This is a genomic window from Desulfovulcanus sp. (assembly GCF_982781345.1).
This window is the reverse complement of record NZ_CEYAEZ010000017.1, coordinates 25,385-42,052: the sequence shown is the minus strand read 5'-3', so window position 1 is coordinate 42,052 and position 16,668 is coordinate 25,385. Positions and strand designations below refer to the sequence as shown.

Below are 16,668 nucleotides of genomic sequence, written 5' to 3'. Positions count from 1 at the left end.
GACTGCCTTAACTACTCAAAAGTATCGGCTGGTATATCTTTCCTAAAAAGTGACCAAAATTTAACCGGACACTAGTGGGTTAGCGTAAAAATTAAAACTTTCCATAGGAATTATTAGATCTAAAAAAACTTCCTTTTTGCCAACCTAATATAATTACTTTATTTCCATTAAAAGACTATATCGCTTCTTTTAGTGGGTACTCGTGAGTACGTTAAAAACTGAGCCAACTCAAGTCTTACATAGTTCTTGTCGGGTGCATCAGCTAGTTGCTCTGATTACGTCATTCTGAGCAAAGCGAAGAATCCCGTTCGCTACGGTAGAGATTCTTCGGTCGTTTCGCTCCCTCAGAATGACGAGAAGTGAAAAATACTTTTGAGCTAGAACACTAGCGGATGCACCCAAGCAAACGGAATCATGGGCGCGCACTGTTTTCGCTGGCATAATAATGGTTTACAAAGCAAAAGAGAAAAAATATACACCAAAACAAAATCTGCTGGATTAAAGTGAGCAAATATGTCTACTATCTGGTATAATTTGGTAAAAACAAGGATAAACTTGTCCAAGATCAGGGCAAATTTTTTGTTTTTGAAAAGCAAGGCCCCTAACCCTATCCCTGTGATCAAAGCTGATGCCTACGGTCATGGCCTGGCCCCTGTGGCCACGACTCTGGCCCAGGCCGGGGCCCAAATACTGGCTGTTGGTACCGTTGATGAGGCAGTGGTATTGCGGGAGGTTCCTTTTGACGGGGAGATCATTTCTTTACTCGGACCTGTGACAAAAGAAGACTATGAAAAGATTGTGCCCCATAAAATCATGCCTTTTATCTATACGTGGGAGCAGTTGGCCTATTTAAACGAAAACAGCGATAGGCAGATACACATTGTTCTTAAATTTGATACAGGCATGGCCAGACTAGGCTTTACCAGGGACGATGTCCCTAAACTCATCGACAAGCTTAGATCCATGCCCCACGTGCGAGTAAAGATAGTCTGCTCTCATCTGGCCACGGCTGATGATCCGGAAACCAGGGAATTTGTCCTGGCCCAGGGCAAAAAATTTGATGCTATTTGTCTGGATTTAAACAAAGGGGGCCTGTCGTTTGCCCGGGTTCTGGTTAATTCTGCCGGCATCCTGGGCTACCCTGAACTTCATTATGATGGCCAACGTCCAGGAATTTCCCTGTACGGCTCTAATCCATTTTGGGGAACCAAATGGGAGGCAAAGGGGCAGGAGCTTACTCCGGCAATGGAGGTCACGGCCCCGATCCTTTCCGTACATGACCTGTCCAAAGGACAAAGTATAAGTTATGGTCAAACTTTTACTGCCCCGCGAGACATGCAAGTGGCTCTCGTCGCCTGTGGCTATGCAGACAATTACTCCCGCTCTCTGTCCAACAAAGGATGGATGCTTGTTCATGGCAGAAGGGCGCCCGTTATCGGCCGCGTCTGTATGCAACTGACAGCCATAGACATAAGCCATATTCCGCAGACCAGACCGGGGGACTTAGCCTATGTGTTGGGTGGACAGGGTAAAGAGAAAATCTTGCCAGAAGAGCTGGCCAAATGGTGGGGTACCATCACCTATGAGGTTTTTTGTTTACTAGGTCAAAACTCTAGGGAATATGAGTAAGCCTCGATGTTCAGGAAGGCTAAAAGGTTAAGAGGGGAAAAGTTATGCTGGATAAAATCTGGGATGGAATAAAAAATATCCCTTATGGTATCGACCTAATTAAATTAGCCTTTATCTTTATGGTCAGCTGTCTAAGTTATGTAGCGAGCAAAAAATACCTGCTCGGCTTGATCAATAAAATTCTTACAAAGACCAAGACCAAATGGGACGATGTATTGATCAAGAACAAGGTGTTTAACCAGTTGATCTTACTGATCCCGGCCATGGTCTTTTATTATGGTCTAAAGGCCCTTCCCACATTATTTCCCTATGGCCAAAAACTTGTCTATATTTATGTAACCATAATTATCATTCTTGTCGTAAACAAACTTCTCGATTCCTTTGTTGACATCTACAATACCTACCCCATTTCAGCCAAACGCCCCATCAAAGGTTATCTGCAACTAGTCAAAATTTTTGTCTATATTATTGGGGGAATTTTTCTTATCGCCCTTATCCTGGATAAATCTCCATGGGGCCTGATAAGTGGAATTGGTGCTTTGACCGCCGTGCTCATGCTCATTTTTAAGGATACGGTTTTATCCTTTGTGGCCAGCATTCAAATTGCCAGTTACGACCTTTTGCGAAAAGGTGACTGGATTGAGATGCCTGCGTTTGGAGCTGACGGCGATGTCATTGATATTGCCCTGCATACAGTCAAAGTGCAAAATTTTGACAAGACCATTGTGGCAATCCCTACCTTTAAGTTTTTGGATCATTCCTTTAAAAACTGGCGGGGGATGGAAGAGACCGGAGCACGCAGGATTAAAAGATCTATTTTAATTGACCAGTCCAGTATCAAATTTTTGGACGACGAGCTCATGGAGCGTTTATCAAAAATAGATATTATCAAAAGTTATCTAGAGCAAAAAAAGATAGAAATCGAAGAGCACAATAGAAATGTAGGAGCCAGTCCGGAATCAGTGCTCAATGGCCGGCGCCTGACAAACCTGGGTACCTTGCGGGCCTATATCCTGGCTTATCTTAAGTCCCATCCCAAAATCAGACAAGACCTGACCCTGATCGTGCGTCATCTACAGCCTACAGCAGATAAAGGTCTGCCACTGGAGGTTTACTGCTTTGTGAATGATACCGATTGGGCCAATTATGAGGCTATCCAGGCCGATATATTTGACCATATCCTGGCCGCCTTGCCAGAATTTCATTTGCGGGCCTATCAGCGCAACGCCCTGGTAGATCACAGGGTTATAAACCAGGCTCAAACATAATGTGTCCTTCACGTGAATAACTTTATTAAACTTCCTCACCTAGGCCCGAAACCTGCATACTAACCGAACTGATGTGGATTGTTCTCTCTTTGTTTACCGCCCTTTGCGAGGCCATTAAAGATGGCCTCTGTAAAAAAGGGCTACAGGGTAATGATTTTCTGGTCATTGCCTGGGCATGGAAGGCATTTTCCCTGCCGTTTCTCCTTCCTTTAAGTTTCATAACCCCTGTCCCTGATTGTTTAAATCTGCGTTTTTTGGGGATCCTGGCCCTTGGAGGCGGATTAAATATCCTGGCCACAATCTTGTATATCCGGGCCATTCAAGCCTCTGACCTATCCCTGACCCTGCCTCTCCTTAGTTTTACGCCGGTTTTTTTGCTCTTTACTTCTCCGCTCATGGTCGGCGACAAGCCAGAACCTACTGGTTTTTTGGGCGTGTTTCTGATTTTTCTGGGTTCATATATTTTAGGCAGCTCAAAGCCTGGCTTTTGGGGGCCCATCAAGGGACTATTTTCAGAAAAAGGCCCCAGACTTATGCTTTGTGTGGCCCTTATCTGGAGCATCGCCGCCAATGTGGATAAAATGGGTATAAGGGAGACTTCCCCTTTTTTCTGGGCCTTTAGCGTTCAAGCATTTATTGCTTCCGGCCTGACCTTGCTTTTATTCAGGCAACAAAAAAATATTTCCCTTGGTTCCAGAAAAAACATCTTTTTGCTGAGTCTAATCGGACTATTTACTGCAATGGGGCTCATTTCGCAGATGTCGGCTGTAAACATTGGCCTGGTCCCTTATGTAATAGCCATCAAGCGATTAAGCATTGTTTTTGGGGTAATTATCGGTGCAGTGGTTTTTAAGGAAAAGGATTTAAAGCTAAGGCTTTGCGGGGCAATGATTATGCTGGCAGGAGTCTTTTTGATGACGACTTAATTCGATTTAGTTTCGCCTGGATGGACTGAACCGCTTCAACTTCCTGACTTTACCCCCACCCCACTCACCTACTCAACTATTCAACTAATTCCCTTGCCTTCCTCTGCGTCCTGAGCTAAAAAATTATCATTGTTCATTTTATCTTTTGGTGCTTGTAAAGCTTAATAGGGAATCCCGTGAAAATCGGGAGCGGTCCCGCCGCCGTGATTCCCACAAAAGTCAGTCTCCGTGTGTGCCACTGTCCTATTTTGAGTTCTCAAAATGGATGGGAAGGCCGAGGCTGATGGGATGAGCCGGAAGACCTGCCAAAAGATGTCCATTTCTCCTGAGCAACGGGGGCTTTGTTCAGGAGGCCGGGTGTATAGTTACCTGCTGGAAGCGATCAAGCTCAAAATTTAAGCTTCATAGACGAAGAAAAATTGATACCGGGCGCCCAAACTTCATAAAATTTGAATGCCCGGCTGAAAGAAGCTATAAGCTACCTAGCAGGCCTGTCGCATTTATCCCCATATACACCATTTAGATTTAGTTATTAGCCCCAAAAAAATTTTGGGAGGTTTATTATGCGTAATTTTTTGGGATTGCGGGTTTTACCCGTTGTGGTGGGATTGTTTTTCTTACTTACTTTGGCAAGTGATGTCCTGGCTCATGGCCATAGGCAAGAGAAAAAAATAGGTATTTTATTGGTGGCTTTCGGCACGACTTATACGCAAGCTCAAAAGGCCTTTACCAATATTGAGAGAAAAGTGCGTCAAGCCTTTCCGGGCATACCTGTCTACTGGGCTTATACCTCCAAGATTATCCGCCATAAATTGGCTAAGAAGGGGCAAAAACTCCTTTCTCCGGCCCAGGCCTTGGCCAAAATGATGGATGAAGGCTTTACCCATGTGGCTGTGCAATCATTGCACACTATTCCAGGCGCGGAATATGATTATCTGGTGCAAGTGGCGCAAAGCTTTTCAGGTCTGCCCAAGGGCATGCAAAAAATTTTGGTGGGTCATCCGTTATTGGCAACACACGAAGATTTTCAAAAAACGGTTCAGGCCCTGCTCCAAAATATCCCGACACAAAGGAAACAAAAAGAGGCAGTTGTTTTCATGGGTCACGGCACACATCATCTGGCCAATGCCTGTTATCCGGCCCTGCAATATTATCTTTGGCAAAAGGACAAAAATATTTTCGTGGGCACTGTAGAAGGTGCGCCATCCCTTGAAGATACTGTCAAGGAGCTAAAGAGCCGCGGAATAAAAAAGGCGTATCTCCTGCCGTTCATGTCTGTGGCTGGTGACCATGCCCGCAACGATATGGCCGGAGATGAACCAGACTCCTGGAAGTCAGTGCTCACTGCACAAGGAATAGAATGTATACCGGTACTTAAAGGCACGGCTGAATATGATCAGATTGTGGATATCTGGGTCGAACACTTAAAAGCTGTAATGGACCAACTTTAAAGTACGAAAAGGGGTTTAAACCCCGCATCTACAGGACAAATCAGTTTATGCATCGCTATTTTACTTATCCTGAGAAAGGACATTTTTATGCCTTGGGTGTTGGCCCGGGAGCGCCAGACCTTTTGACTATCAGGGCAGTGAACATGATTAAAGGGGCAGATGTAGTCATCTGCCCCTGTTCAGCCCGTTCTAAAACCAGCCTCGCTTTAGAGGCGATCAAGCCATGGCTTGATCGCCAGGAAATAGTCGAGCATGTCTATCCTATGGCTAGGGATGAACAAAAGACCTGGAAATCATGGGAGAAAATGGCCTCGTTGGTTGTTAAGCGATGCAATCAAAAGCAAACAGTAGTGCAGGTTACACTAGGTGATCCGCTGGTCTATAGCACCAGTTGCTATCTTCTGCATCTTTTATCCAAAAGAATGCATCGCTCGATGATCCATGTGGTACCTGGCATCACTGCATTTCAGGCCGTGAGTGCAAAGCTTGGTTATCCTCTGACCATGCAGGAAGATAGACTTTTACTCGTCCCTGGCACAGACATGCAGGAAGTAGAGAAATGCCTTACCAGGTGTGAAACACTGGTGTTATATAAGGTGGGCAAAAAAATTTCCGAGCTTTACGCTCTTCTTAAAAAACATGGTTTGGAACATAGGGCCAAAATGGTCTGTTATGTAGAACAGGAAGATAAAGAGTTTGTCTGTGAAGACCTGGCCCAGGCTTTGAAATCCATGCCCGGCTACCTGGCCACAGTGATTGTGAATATTGGAAGAAGGAAGTGGAATAACCATAAAAGAGCCTGTGGCCGAAGCTTTTAGGCTTAATTCCCATGGGGTTTATTCCAGTCCTGGTTTCTTTCATGCTGGTACAAAGACTTGGACCAATCTAAAGTTTGCTTGCGGACAGAGCATAATGGGATATTTTGGGTAAACAAATATTCTTTTTATTGTCGATAGTTATGATCAATATCGCAAAATATTCAGCCCATGCATCCCGATGCTCTGTTTTTCCGCAAGCTTTATTAAGATTGGGTTACCCAAGCCGTTTGTAATGCATTTCAGAAACCAAGACTCTCAATCAGCGGTTAAAATAGGGTGTGGCCACTGGCTCAATAGAGAAGAGGTAAAAAGGTTAAGAGGAAAAGAGGTCTGGAAGAAGGTGTAGCCGGTAATGAGCAAGTTAAAAACAGGCCTGAGCACTGGCACGTGTGCAGCTGCCGCGGCCAAGGCTGCGGTTTTACTACTTAGCGGCAGCGTAAGCAAAGATGAAGTTCAGGCAGTTGAAATTACCCTGCCCACGGGCAAAAGAATCAATGTCCCTATTAAAGGGTGGAGCAAGCAGGATAATTTGGCCTGCGCCTGGGTAGAAAAGGATGCCGGCGATGACCCGGATGTAACTCATGGTCTGGAGGTTCATGTTCAGGCAAGATTTAGCGAAAGCGAAGGCAATGAAATTGAGTTCGTCCGCGGCAAAGGTTTAGGCGTAGTAACCAGACCAGGACTACCTGTACCAGTGGGTGAGCCAGCCATAAATCCCGTTCCAAGACAGATGATTGTCCAGGCCATCAGGGAAGTAACTGCTTTTGGTGTACAAATAAAGATCTCCATTCCCGGCGGCGAAGAAGTTGCTCACAAAACCTTTAATCCCCGTTTGGGCATTAAAGGCGGCATCTCGATTTTGGGAACCACTGGTGTGGTCAAGCCCTATTCCGTTGCAGCCATTAAAGAAACCATAGGCTTAAATATTAATATGGTTTGGGAAATGGGTTACAGGGAACTGGTCCTGGTACCGGGAAATATCGGGAACAGGGCTGCAACGAATCTTGGATTTAATACGGACCTAATTGTCGAAGTAAGTAATGAATGGGCCTATGCTCTGGACAAACTCAAAAACTATGACTTTAGAAAAGTAACTATCCTCGGCCATGCTGGAAAACTTTTAAAATTTATTAACGGTCACTTTCAGACCCATAGCCAAAATTCCCCTTCAGCAGTGCCCATATTTCTAGCCGCAATAAAGCAGGTACTGGGCATCAAACTTACGGATGTAACTACTGTGGAAGGAGGATTTTCCTGTCTGGGTGCCAAAGAGCGACAGGTTATTGGCAACCACCTTGCCAGGCAGGTATTCGAAAAAGTACAGCAAAGGCTAAATACCGTTCCTCTCTTACAAGTTGTTTTAATCAACCTAAAAGGTGAAATTGTAGGCAGGAACCTTTGATATCGTCCAAGTCGCATCATGATCAACAAGCTCAATAAACCCAAAATCACTATTATTGGCTGCGGACCGGGGGGCAAAGAATTTTTAACTTTGGCCGCGCTAAAAGAAGTGGAGAAAGCAGATATTCTGGTTGGTGCTCCCAGACTACTTGAACTTTTTCCAGAGTTTAAAGGCCGGGTATTTTCCTTAGGTGCGAACATAGACCAGGCCATTGAGTTCATAGAGACCAGTTTTAAAAACCAAAAGATAGCCGTGCTCGTCAGTGGCGACCCCGGCTGTTTTAGTTTCAGCCAGAAGGTTGTGCACAAATTTGGCCGTGAAAATTGCCATCTGGTTCCGGGAATTAGCTCGGTGCAACTTGCCCTCTCCCGGCTTAAGCTCGAGTGGACAAAAGCGAAGATCGTCAGTGTACACGGACGCGAACCTGAATTTAAGGCCAGCGAACTTTTATCTTATCCGGTAGTTGTTATTTTATTGGGTAAAGATTTAACCTGGTTTAAACCATTATGGCCAAAGCTTAATAAAAATTTTGAGGTGTATTTGGTGCAAAATTTAAGTCTTGAAAACGAGAGGCTGGACAAGCTCAGCCAAGAGACTGATTTAAATCAATCCATATACGGCCAAGCCATGTTAATTCTGGAGGCTAAAAGTGAATCTGGCCTTGGTTAGTCTGTCTCTTCCCGGGGCCTACCTGGCAAAAAAATTGGCTGCTGAAATGAATGGAGAAATTTTTGTCCATCAAAAATGGGCACGGGAGACTCAGACCATTAGCTGTAGCTATTTTGAACGCATTTTTGACCTTTCTAGCGATCTTTTCCAAAATTTCAAAAGAATCGTCTATTTTGCCCCCTGTGGGGTAGTGGTGCGGGCCATTGCGCCTTTTCTGAAAAATAAACTGGACGACCCAGCCGTGGTAGTTGTGGATGCAGGTGCCAGATATGCCATAAGCCTGCTTAGCGGTCATGAAGGCGGCGCAAATGCCCTGGCCTGCCAGGTGGCCAACATATTAGGCGCCGAGCCGATAATTACCACTACGACCGAGGCCGTTAAGGATATTATAGCCGGCATCGGGTGCAGAAAAGGGGTGCAGGCCGAGGAGATTATTACCTGCTTGCACATGGCCTTAAATAAAGTAGGCAAAAAACTGGATGCGGTGCGTATGCTATCGTCGGTTGATTTGAAAAAGAACGAGACCGGCCTTATTTTGGCGGCCCAAAAATTAAATTTGCCGCTCAGATTTATCCCGGCCGAGGAGATCAAAAAAACCACCTTCAAATTTAACACGTCTGAGTTTGTCCAGCAAAAAATAGGACTGCCTGGTGTTGCCGAGCCTGCTGCTCTTTTGGCCGGGACGCGAACCAGGTTGATACTGGAGAAGACCATATGCAACAGAGTGACCATTGCCCTGGCCCAGGAAAACTTGCTGTAGTCGGCATAGGTCCGGGGCATAGATTAGACCGCACTTTCCGCTGTGAACAGACGATATTGAATAGCGATGTTGTGGTCGGGTACCCTCGCTACCTGGAACACATCAAGGACCTGCTACCGGGAAAGGAAGTTTATTCCTCTGCCATGACCAAGGAGGTTGAGCGCTGCCATCTGGCTGTAGATAAAGCTCTCGCTGGCTACTGGGTAGCCTTGATCTCTTCCGGTGATGCCGGGGTCTATGGCATGGCTGGCCTGGCCCTGGAAATTCTGGGCCAGAAAAACGAATTTTTACCCGTGGAGATCGTGCCTGGGGTCACAGCCGGTCTGGCCTTGGGAGCCAAGCTTGGTGCCCCGCTCATGCTTGATTTTGCCTGCATAAGTCTCAGTGATCTTCTGGTGGACTGGAGTGTAATCGAAAAAAGACTCCATGCCGTTGCCCAGGCCGACATGACCACGATCCTGTATAATCCCAAAAGCAAAAAAAGGGTCTGGCAAATTCAAAAGGCCCGAGAAATCTTTTTATCTTATCGCTCCCCCAAAAATCTGGTCTCCATTGGTACTGATTTAACTCTTGATGAGGAAAAGGTGATTATCACTGACCTGGAGCACATGCTGGAGCACGAGATAAACATGCGCTCGGCAATTATTATTGCCAGCAGCGAGACCAGGAAAATCGGCCCCTGGTTAGTCACGCCCAGGGGATATTCTCTTAATTAATGTTGGATGTTGAATGATGAATGTTGAATTCTAGACGCCAGTCTGTGAGTGTTGTGGTATGAAAATTCTCCATCTGGCAGGCACAGCAGAGACCAGAGAGATCGCCAGACCCCTGGCTTTAGCCGGCTATAATGTTTTGGTGAGCACGGCCACTGATGAGCCTCTGGATTTAGGAGCCCAAAACATAACCAGACGGACTGGTGCGCTGAGTGAAGAACAGCTTTTTAGGCTCCTTGCTGATAAAAAATTTGTGGCCGTTGTTGACTCCACTCACCCCTATGCCCAAGAAATTTCCCACCAGGCCTTTAAAATATGCCAAAGGCTTAATCTGCCCTATTTTACATACAGGCGGGCTGTAACCACAATCTCATATGATAAAGTTGTCTGGGCAAACGATCATAGTGAGGCAGCAATGCTTGCCGCTTCGTTTAATCGACCCATCCTACTCACCATTGGCTCTAAAAATATTGCCCCTTATGTTGAAATGGCCCGGAAAAAAGGACTGAAAATCATTGCCAGGGTCCTGCCCAGGCAAGAGTCACAAGAAACATGTCTTGGAGCCGGCTTAAAACAGGAGGATATAATTACCGCCAAGGGTCCATTTTCGGTAGAGGAGAACCTGTCTCTTTTACGCAAATATCAAATCGGCTGTATGGTAAGCAAGGATAGCGGACAGGCTGGCGGAGTACCAGCCAAGATTGAAGCCGCCAAAAAGGCTGGTGCTTATGTGGTGATGGTCAGACGGCCAGATAAACCTGAAGGGATAAGGTTTTTAAATCCCGACGATTTAGTGGAAAAGTTAAAAAACTTGATAGGTTAAAAAAGGAGGCCAAAGCCTCCTTTTTTTGTCTCTATCTCTGTTTGCTTGCGGACGGGGGATCCAGAAGTTTTAGTTCATAAGAATAGATTTCTCCATCCGCCCTGACCGCGATTCTTATCCGGTCTATACCCTGGTTGCCTGGCAGGTAGATGTAGCCCATGCGGGTAATATTGGCAGGGATAGAATCTTCTTTCCAGGCATAATCGTAAATTTCCTGCTCGATCATCACTTTTAATTTTCTTTCGGCCTCGGGCACGGATGATACACCCAGGGCCATTCCGCCAATTCCCGCTCCAATGGCTGCACCGGAAAGGGCATTGTCTCCGCCAATGACAGCAAACAAGGCACCTAATCCTGCCCCTACAAACGCACCCAAAGAGCCTGAACGCAGGGCATTGCGCGTTGTTTGCTTAAAAGATTCCGAGGCAAACACAAGACGCAAGGCCTCGTCTTCCGTATAGGGCAAAAATTCGCCTGTTTTCCCAATACCGCGGATCTCATCTTTGCGTACAATAGGCATGGCAAAATCTTTATTTTTAAAGACCAAAAAAACAGGCTCCAGATTTGCTTTGGTGTAATTCAACCCCTGGCCTGAATAAACATAACGCAAGGCTGCTATATCCCACTTTTCAGTATGCACTGCGCCCTGGATGGTACTGGGGTCAACAACTCTTCTGGGCTGAGGCAGTGGATGGGTCGGTGCACAGCCTACAATAAAACCGACCAACAAAATAAATAAAAAAATCTTCTTCATATTTTCCTCCTCTCTTATAAGGCAGAACTCTGGGTGTTGAATATCAAATCGTCAGCCCTAACCCTATTAATTTTAATTCCAGCGGAAGTTCTAATCCTTTTGGGACATAACGAGCCAGTAGAAAATCCATTTTTCAGAGCTTGTTTACACAGTTTTTGACTTTTGTCCGTCCTAGCCAGTTCATGTTGCCGTCGTCAAGAAATCATTCTTTTGCAGTTGATACCAGGACAAGCTTGTTCAGGTTGTTTTGCTTCCGAATAGACTTTTCCGAGGCCCCAGAAATATTATCATAAATTATTGCACAAAACCAGTTCATAATGATGATTCTTCTTCAAATGACGTTAATCAGCCGGGCAAATGCAGTAACTCAAACCTCGGGAAAGCTACAGACAAGAAAGCCGTGCAGATACTCTGTGCTTTGGTAATAATCCGGAATCCGGCGGCAATCAGGGGAAAATTCTACTACGGAATCCCAATATCCACTGACCACCCTACCTACTCAACCACTCACCTAACTCACCTACTCAACCCAAGTTCAGACCTATCACCCAAAAGATACATCGAGAATCATCATTACCGAAAAACCGAGCATTGTTGCCATTGTTACTAAGTCGATGTTTGCATAATTTCTTTGAGATTCCGGAATTAGTTCCTCCACCACAACAAAAATCATGGCTCCTGCAGCAAAACAGAGAGCGTATGGTAAAATATTTTGCATTTTCAGGACAAATAGTGCTCCGATAACTCCAGCAATGGGTTCAACCATACCGGAAGCCTGACCCATCAAAAAACTTTTCCACTTACTCATCCCGTCTCTTCTCAATGGTATTGATACAGCAGTCCCTTCAGGAAAATTTTGAATCCCAATGCCGATTGCCAAAGCAATTGCACCTCCAATTGTGGCAGAAGAAAGATTAGCAGCTACAGCTCCAAAAGCAACACCAACAGCTAGGCCCTCAGGTATATTGTGAAGGGTTATGGCAAGTACCAGAAGGACACTTCGTTGCCACGAGGTCTTTATCCCTTCACTTTTATCAACACTTAGCCCTGGATGAAGATGTGGCAAGAATTTGTCAGTCAGTCTCATAAAAATCCCACCACCCATAAATCCGATGACTGCGGTCAGCCATGGAATATGTCCCAACTGTTCCGCCATCTTTATGCCTGGTGCGAGAAGAGACCAGAAGCTTGCAGCAATCATTACGCCGGCAGCAAAGCCAAGCATTGAATCCATAATCTTTGGGTTTACAGCTCTTGTAAAAAAAACCAGCGCTGCTCCTGCAGCAGTTACGCTCCAGGTAAAGAGTGTGGCAATGAGCGCCTGCATAACAGGATTGAATTGTTGTATGAAATCTATCATTTTTAGTCTCCTAGCTTAGCTGCCTTTTTCTTAAAATCCGCCCTGGTACCACGCCACCCCTTGGAAGCATTGCTTGGTAATTTACAGCCGTCAATGGCAAACTTCTCCCTGCCGATCAATCCCTGCTCATCACAGACCAGAAGCGCTTCCAGAAAGAGCTGAACGTCCTCTTTATCCATGCTGGAAATAAGGTTGACAATAGTTGTGAAATGGGGCGGGTATCAGGGAAAAATTCTACTACTGAATCCCATATCCACGGACATTCCTATCCTACTCAACCACTCACCTACTCAACTACTAAACCAAACTCCAGCCATCGGATGCACACATCCTGGGGTCGTAGGCAGGAGCACTGGTATCATCGTTTTCGAACCGGTCGTTAAAGATGGAAAGGGCGAGTTCGTGGTCAATCAGATGACTCAGGGTGTACTCGAAAATGCCGGGGATGGGAATGAATTTTCCCTGGGCATAGAAGTAATATACAGGCTCAACGATGGAAATCACCTGCTTTTTCCCAGAGCGAAGCGGCGGGAAAAAGTCAGGCGCATTGACTTGTTAGGTGTTTTTAATTTTAAATTAAAGGATATTTATTTTCGATTGCGCCATTCTTTTTTATTATAACGTGCAATTCAACATCTGTGATATTGCCTTTAGGGAATATACGCACCAGCCAAACTTTTTTGTCAGATAAATATTGTGCATCAAAACCTATTCGAAAATCTTGAGACCATTTTTTAACAAATTTTTGGACTTCTTTATCTTGTTTTGCGATCGCTATAGCTTCTTTTGGGGTATCAATTGGTAATTCGATTTTAGGCGTATTGCAGGCACCAATGAAAACGATTAAACAAATAAGGATGTTTATTTTTATAATTTTTCTATTCATATATTTTTTATCTAACGAGCCCGTAGAAAAACCTTTTCTTAAAGCTTGTTTATACAAATTTTGACTTTTTCCGTCCTGCCCGGTTCAAATTGCCGCTATCAATAATTCATTTTTCTCTTGGTGCCGGGTGAAGTGACAGGTTATCCATTCGAGTTGTTCCTCTCTCCTCTCGTCAGACTTTGCAATGACCCTCCTCAGTCAATGGACAATGGTCGTTTTTACTCTTAAATTAGGTAGAAGATAAAAAATTTTCTCCCATCTTGGTTTACTTCTTACATAACAACGTTTGTTATATGAAAAATCCCGTTACATCATTTCTTACCACCATAAAATGAAAAAATTCCATATCTATAGAAACAATCCACATCCCTAAATCCAATATCTGTCAGAGCTTTCAACTGGTCTGCTAACGTGTCTATATTACGATAATGACTAGGTTCTATGTACCTTCGAATAATGTCTGTATAATCACCTTTTGACTTCAATTTCGTTTGTTGCTCATATATCCATTCTTTCCACAATGTCAGATACCAATTCTCAAGAGACTTTGTTGGTGAAAGGACAACATCCATATTTAGGAAATACCCACCATCTTCTAAGTGGAGATAAATATAATTGAAGAGAGACTTCTTCTCATCCATTGTTAAATGATGAATGGCAAAGGAAGAAACGATGAGATTAAACCTAGGGAGTTTGATATCTCTGTCATGTAGCAGATCTTTAAAAGTTGCTCTAATGAAACAAAGATTCTCAAAACCAAATAGTTTTTCTTGAGCTTTATTTAACATGTCTTCTGAGGCATCAACCAATGTCCCTGATATCGAATTGTCAATTTTCAAGAGCTCATGGATCAAGATTCCATCTCCGCAACCTAAATCTAACACTCTATTTTGCTTATTCTCACCTAAGAAATGCTTATAAAAAGATTTCAAGATCTCAAGTAACCTTCTCCTCTCTACTATTTGAATGTCAGCTGCTTCAAGATACTTATAAGCATACTCCTTTTTCGACCAGCGTGTCCTATCGAAATTTGCCATAAGACTGCTTTCCTTTTATTTTATATAACTTATTTTATATAAAATCTCTTATCTCATTCTTAGACAAAGTCTAACTATATTTTTTCTACTGAATCAAGTAAAAATTTCATACTTCAAGGCCAATCAACATCGCCTTAAAAGTACCATATTTCATTATGTTACGCTAAATCAATATTACTTTCCTCCTGAAAAAAATCTATATCTCGGTCAGTCCTCTTCTCTTAAATTCCTAGCTAAAAATCGACCTCTCATTTAATTTAGGTTGTATAATCTATCAATAAATTAAGTTATAGTCATGACTATGATAAAAAATATATATACTTCTATCAACACTATATATCATATCTTATTCTTACTGAATTTAAAAAATATCTCTCAAGTCCTGGATGAATAAAACAAAATGCTATCCCTTATTATCTCAAATGGAGGTCAGACTTTTACGCTTTCACAGGCAATACAACAGGCAAAGGGGCGTATCCGGTACCTGCACCTGTCGGGAAAAAGACTAATGCATTTTTTTAACCGCAGACCCACGCAGACTAACGCAGACATTCTTGTTCGGCAGACTTTGCCGAACAAGAACTAGACGGCCTTACAGGCCGTGGTTAAGCTTAGAAACTATCAGTTTCCGGGTGTGATGATAGCCGTATCAGATACGATAAGAGCCGAAATTCAAATATCCTTCCCGGCCTGAAAGGCCGGGACAAGTAGTGCCCCCGGCAAGTCGCCGGGCGCACTTGTCTGCGTCCGTCTGCGTGGGTCTGCGGTTAAAATATATGCTTTCAAAAATTGCAAGTGCAGCTAACGGATGCACCGAAGTTAAGCTGGTTCTGATAAATTAAATGGCGTGCATAAACTAATAGCAATGCTGATTTATGGATATCCACAAAAAAAGGCCGCCCAAAAGGGCGGCCTTTTTGATCTTTAATCATCAAGCTCTTTATGAATTCAACTTCTTCTCCTGCGGAAATACCGGCAGGTAACGATAGGATAGGCTCAGGACCAAAGCACCGTAGGCAACGATTTCAAAGGTGGTGGCCCACTCAGCCCAGTTAGGTGCATAAGAATACCATTTGTCAAAAGGCATGACCGGAAAGGCAATTGTCTGCACGGTAAAGACGAAACGGTTGATGCAAACACCTATACAATCCAGGATGGCAGCAATGTACAGAAGTGCTGGAATGTTGCGGAATTTGGGGACGATCAAAAGGATCGCGGGAATGATACCACACAAACCGAGTTCAGCCCACAAAAGCCATTGACCATAAACATCATTAAACATCTGGTCAAAGGTCAGGCCCATTCTGGGCAGAGTGTCAGTAGCCCAGAACCAGGTGTCCAGAATTTTAAAGAAGAGATAGGCACCAAGGAGTGTGCCGGCAATCTTACCCATTAATGCCTTTGTCTTGTAGTCAACCAGTTTACGTCCTGTTATTACTTCCATCAGTGTAGCTACAAGCATGGTAAAAGCCGGGCCGGAAGCAATAGCAGAGAATACAAAGAGGAAGAATGTCCATGGCCAGATAAAAAAGCCTTCACGAAAAGCAAAGGGACGACCAAAAAGGACACCGTACATACCACCAAGAGAACCCTGATGGAATGTGGATAAAAATGTTCCAATACCGGCAAAAAGTGGCATATAGACATGGAAGTTGTGAGCCAGATGATGGAGAAAACGAATTTTATTTAATTTTCTGTTTTCAAGAATCAGAGGAATGTACTCTATAATCAGAACTGTGCAGTAACAGGTAATACAAAAAATAACTTCAGTGAGCATTGAATGCACATTTGGATGCCAGTAACCAAACCAAGCCCTTAAGGGCTGACCAATATCCAATGTTAAAATGAGCATGGCTCCGGAATAGCAAATGAAGCCAACAATAACGGCCAGATTAATGATATTTTTCAGTTGATCGACGCGGATAATGTATTTTAAAAATCCGGAGAAAAATGCCCCGGCCCCCAGAGCAATCACAGCCAGGTCAAAGGTGATCCACAAGCCAAATCCAAAATAATTATCCAGCCCTGTTACCCCTATGCCGTTAGCAAAAATTTTTATAGTGGCATAGAGACCCCAGAGCAGAACAGCTCCGATAAGTCCCAGCCAGACTATAAATTTGCCAAACGAGCAACGTTCAACTCCTTCGGGTATCCATTCTTTATCCAGCATGG

17 protein-coding genes and 1 riboswitch are annotated in these 16,668 nt (G+C 44.1%); of the genes, 11 read left to right on the top strand and 6 right to left on the bottom strand.

Annotation, left to right across the window (positions count from 1 at the left end; all coding sequences use genetic code 11):
- Window positions 1–513 precede the first annotated feature (513 nt).
- The 10 genes from alr to cobK all read left to right on the top strand — a co-directional run bounded on the left by alr (window position 514) and on the right by cobK (window position 10,459).
- A complete protein-coding gene (alr, locus tag AC3WVG_RS04430; protein WP_488796972.1) occupies window positions 514–1,629 on the top strand; it encodes an alanine racemase in 1,116 nt (371 codons plus the stop codon).
- 44 nt (window positions 1,630–1,673) lie between these two features.
- A complete protein-coding gene (locus tag AC3WVG_RS04425; protein ID WP_488796971.1) occupies window positions 1,674–2,897 on the top strand; it encodes a mechanosensitive ion channel family protein in 1,224 nt (407 codons plus the stop codon).
- 71 nt (window positions 2,898–2,968) lie between these two features.
- Window positions 2,969–3,823 (top strand): DMT family transporter, encoded by an 855-nt coding sequence (locus tag AC3WVG_RS04420; RefSeq protein ID WP_488796970.1) that lies wholly within the window; start codon window positions 2,969–2,971, stop codon window positions 3,821–3,823.
- Window positions 3,824–3,952: 129 nt separating this feature from the next.
- Window positions 3,953–4,147, top strand: a riboswitch (cobalamin riboswitch).
- Window positions 4,148–4,386: 239 nt separating this feature from the next.
- The gene (locus tag AC3WVG_RS04415; protein ID WP_488796969.1) at window positions 4,387–5,274 is read left to right on the top strand and encodes a sirohydrochlorin cobaltochelatase; all 888 of its coding nucleotides are present in this window, start codon (window positions 4,387–4,389) and stop codon (window positions 5,272–5,274) included.
- A 47-nt stretch (window positions 5,275–5,321) separates the two neighbouring features.
- Complete coding sequence (gene cobI / locus AC3WVG_RS04410) at window positions 5,322–6,092, top strand: precorrin-2 C(20)-methyltransferase (protein ID WP_488796968.1); 771 nt, start codon at window positions 5,322–5,324, stop codon at window positions 6,090–6,092.
- Between the two features lie 352 nt (window positions 6,093–6,444).
- A complete protein-coding gene (gene cbiD, locus AC3WVG_RS04405; RefSeq protein WP_488796967.1) occupies window positions 6,445–7,494 on the top strand; it encodes a cobalt-precorrin-5B (C(1))-methyltransferase CbiD in 1,050 nt (349 codons plus the stop codon).
- Window positions 7,495–7,512: 18 nt separating this feature from the next.
- Window positions 7,513–8,163: a precorrin-6y C5,15-methyltransferase (decarboxylating) subunit CbiE gene (gene cbiE, locus AC3WVG_RS04400; RefSeq protein WP_488796966.1), complete on the top strand. Its 651-nt coding sequence runs from the start codon at window positions 7,513–7,515 to the stop codon at window positions 8,161–8,163.
- A complete protein-coding gene (locus tag AC3WVG_RS04395; RefSeq protein WP_488796965.1) occupies window positions 8,144–8,923 on the top strand; it encodes a cobalt-precorrin 5A hydrolase in 780 nt (259 codons plus the stop codon). Before cbiE ends, AC3WVG_RS04395 begins: the two co-directional genes overlap by 20 nt.
- Entirely contained in the window at window positions 8,878–9,639 is a 762-nt protein-coding gene (gene cobJ / locus AC3WVG_RS04390; protein WP_488796964.1) for a precorrin-3B C(17)-methyltransferase, read from the top strand. The genes AC3WVG_RS04395 and cobJ overlap by 46 nt, the downstream gene beginning before the upstream one ends.
- A gap of 58 nt (window positions 9,640–9,697) precedes the next feature.
- Window positions 9,698–10,459, top strand: a complete 762-nt coding sequence (cobK, locus tag AC3WVG_RS04385; RefSeq protein ID WP_488796963.1) for a precorrin-6A reductase — start codon at window positions 9,698–9,700, stop codon at window positions 10,457–10,459.
- A gap of 31 nt (window positions 10,460–10,490) precedes the next feature.
- Here the strand turns inward: cobK and AC3WVG_RS04380 are convergent, their stop codons facing one another.
- The 3 genes from AC3WVG_RS04380 to AC3WVG_RS04370 all read right to left on the bottom strand — a co-directional run bounded on the left by AC3WVG_RS04380 (window position 10,491) and on the right by AC3WVG_RS04370 (window position 12,752).
- Window positions 10,491–11,213, bottom strand: a complete 723-nt coding sequence (locus AC3WVG_RS04380) for a putative periplasmic lipoprotein (protein WP_488796962.1) — start codon at window positions 11,211–11,213, stop codon at window positions 10,491–10,493.
- A gap of 544 nt (window positions 11,214–11,757) precedes the next feature.
- The gene (locus tag AC3WVG_RS04375; protein ID WP_488796961.1) at window positions 11,758–12,573 is read right to left on the bottom strand and encodes a ZIP family metal transporter; all 816 of its coding nucleotides are present in this window, start codon (window positions 12,571–12,573) and stop codon (window positions 11,758–11,760) included.
- A 2-nt stretch (window positions 12,574–12,575) separates the two neighbouring features.
- The gene (locus AC3WVG_RS04370) at window positions 12,576–12,752 is read right to left on the bottom strand and encodes a hypothetical protein (protein ID WP_488796960.1); all 177 of its coding nucleotides are present in this window, start codon (window positions 12,750–12,752) and stop codon (window positions 12,576–12,578) included.
- A 13-nt stretch (window positions 12,753–12,765) separates the two neighbouring features.
- Between AC3WVG_RS04370 and AC3WVG_RS04365 the strand changes: the two genes are divergently transcribed.
- The gene (locus tag AC3WVG_RS04365; protein WP_488796959.1) at window positions 12,766–13,194 is read left to right on the top strand and encodes a hypothetical protein; all 429 of its coding nucleotides are present in this window, start codon (window positions 12,766–12,768) and stop codon (window positions 13,192–13,194) included.
- Here AC3WVG_RS04365 and AC3WVG_RS04360 read toward each other — a convergent pair.
- The 3 genes from AC3WVG_RS04360 to qrcD form a co-directional block, all read right to left on the bottom strand.
- A complete protein-coding gene (locus AC3WVG_RS04360; RefSeq protein ID WP_488796958.1) occupies window positions 13,145–13,516 on the bottom strand; it encodes a hypothetical protein in 372 nt (123 codons plus the stop codon). The two genes, AC3WVG_RS04365 and AC3WVG_RS04360, sit on opposite strands and share 50 nt — an antisense overlap.
- 254 nt (window positions 13,517–13,770) lie before the next feature.
- Window positions 13,771–14,496, bottom strand: a complete 726-nt coding sequence (locus AC3WVG_RS04355) for a class I SAM-dependent methyltransferase (RefSeq protein ID WP_488796957.1) — start codon at window positions 14,494–14,496, stop codon at window positions 13,771–13,773.
- A 940-nt stretch (window positions 14,497–15,436) separates the two neighbouring features.
- Window positions 15,437–16,666: a menaquinone reductase integral membrane subunit QrcD gene (gene qrcD / locus AC3WVG_RS04350; RefSeq protein WP_488796956.1), complete on the bottom strand. Its 1,230-nt coding sequence runs from the start codon at window positions 16,664–16,666 to the stop codon at window positions 15,437–15,439.
- Window positions 16,667–16,668 lie beyond the last annotated feature (2 nt).

Coding starts and splice junctions, on each gene's coding strand:
- cobK (WP_488796963.1), top strand. CDS start 9,698: ATGAAAATTCTCCATCTGGCAGGCACAGCAGAGACCAGAGAGATCGCC.
- AC3WVG_RS04380 (WP_488796962.1), bottom strand. CDS start 11,213: ATGAAGAAGATTTTTTTATTTATTTTGTTGGTCGGTTTTATTGTAGGC.
- cbiD (WP_488796967.1), top strand. CDS start 6,445: ATGAGCAAGTTAAAAACAGGCCTGAGCACTGGCACGTGTGCAGCTGCC.
- cobI (WP_488796968.1), top strand. CDS start 5,322: ATGCATCGCTATTTTACTTATCCTGAGAAAGGACATTTTTATGCCTTG.
- AC3WVG_RS04415 (WP_488796969.1), top strand. CDS start 4,387: ATGCGTAATTTTTTGGGATTGCGGGTTTTACCCGTTGTGGTGGGATTG.
- cobJ (WP_488796964.1), top strand. CDS start 8,878: ATGCAACAGAGTGACCATTGCCCTGGCCCAGGAAAACTTGCTGTAGTC.
- AC3WVG_RS04420 (WP_488796970.1), top strand. CDS start 2,969: ATGTGGATTGTTCTCTCTTTGTTTACCGCCCTTTGCGAGGCCATTAAA.
- qrcD (WP_488796956.1), bottom strand. CDS start 16,666: ATGCTGGATAAAGAATGGATACCCGAAGGAGTTGAACGTTGCTCGTTT.
- AC3WVG_RS04425 (WP_488796971.1), top strand. CDS start 1,674: ATGCTGGATAAAATCTGGGATGGAATAAAAAATATCCCTTATGGTATC.
- alr (WP_488796972.1), top strand. CDS start 514: ATGTCTACTATCTGGTATAATTTGGTAAAAACAAGGATAAACTTGTCC.
- AC3WVG_RS04375 (WP_488796961.1), bottom strand. CDS start 12,573: ATGATAGATTTCATACAACAATTCAATCCTGTTATGCAGGCGCTCATT.
- cbiE (WP_488796966.1), top strand. CDS start 7,513: ATGATCAACAAGCTCAATAAACCCAAAATCACTATTATTGGCTGCGGA.
- AC3WVG_RS04355 (WP_488796957.1), bottom strand. CDS start 14,496: ATGGCAAATTTCGATAGGACACGCTGGTCGAAAAAGGAGTATGCTTAT.
- AC3WVG_RS04370 (WP_488796960.1), bottom strand. CDS start 12,752: ATGGATAAAGAGGACGTTCAGCTCTTTCTGGAAGCGCTTCTGGTCTGT.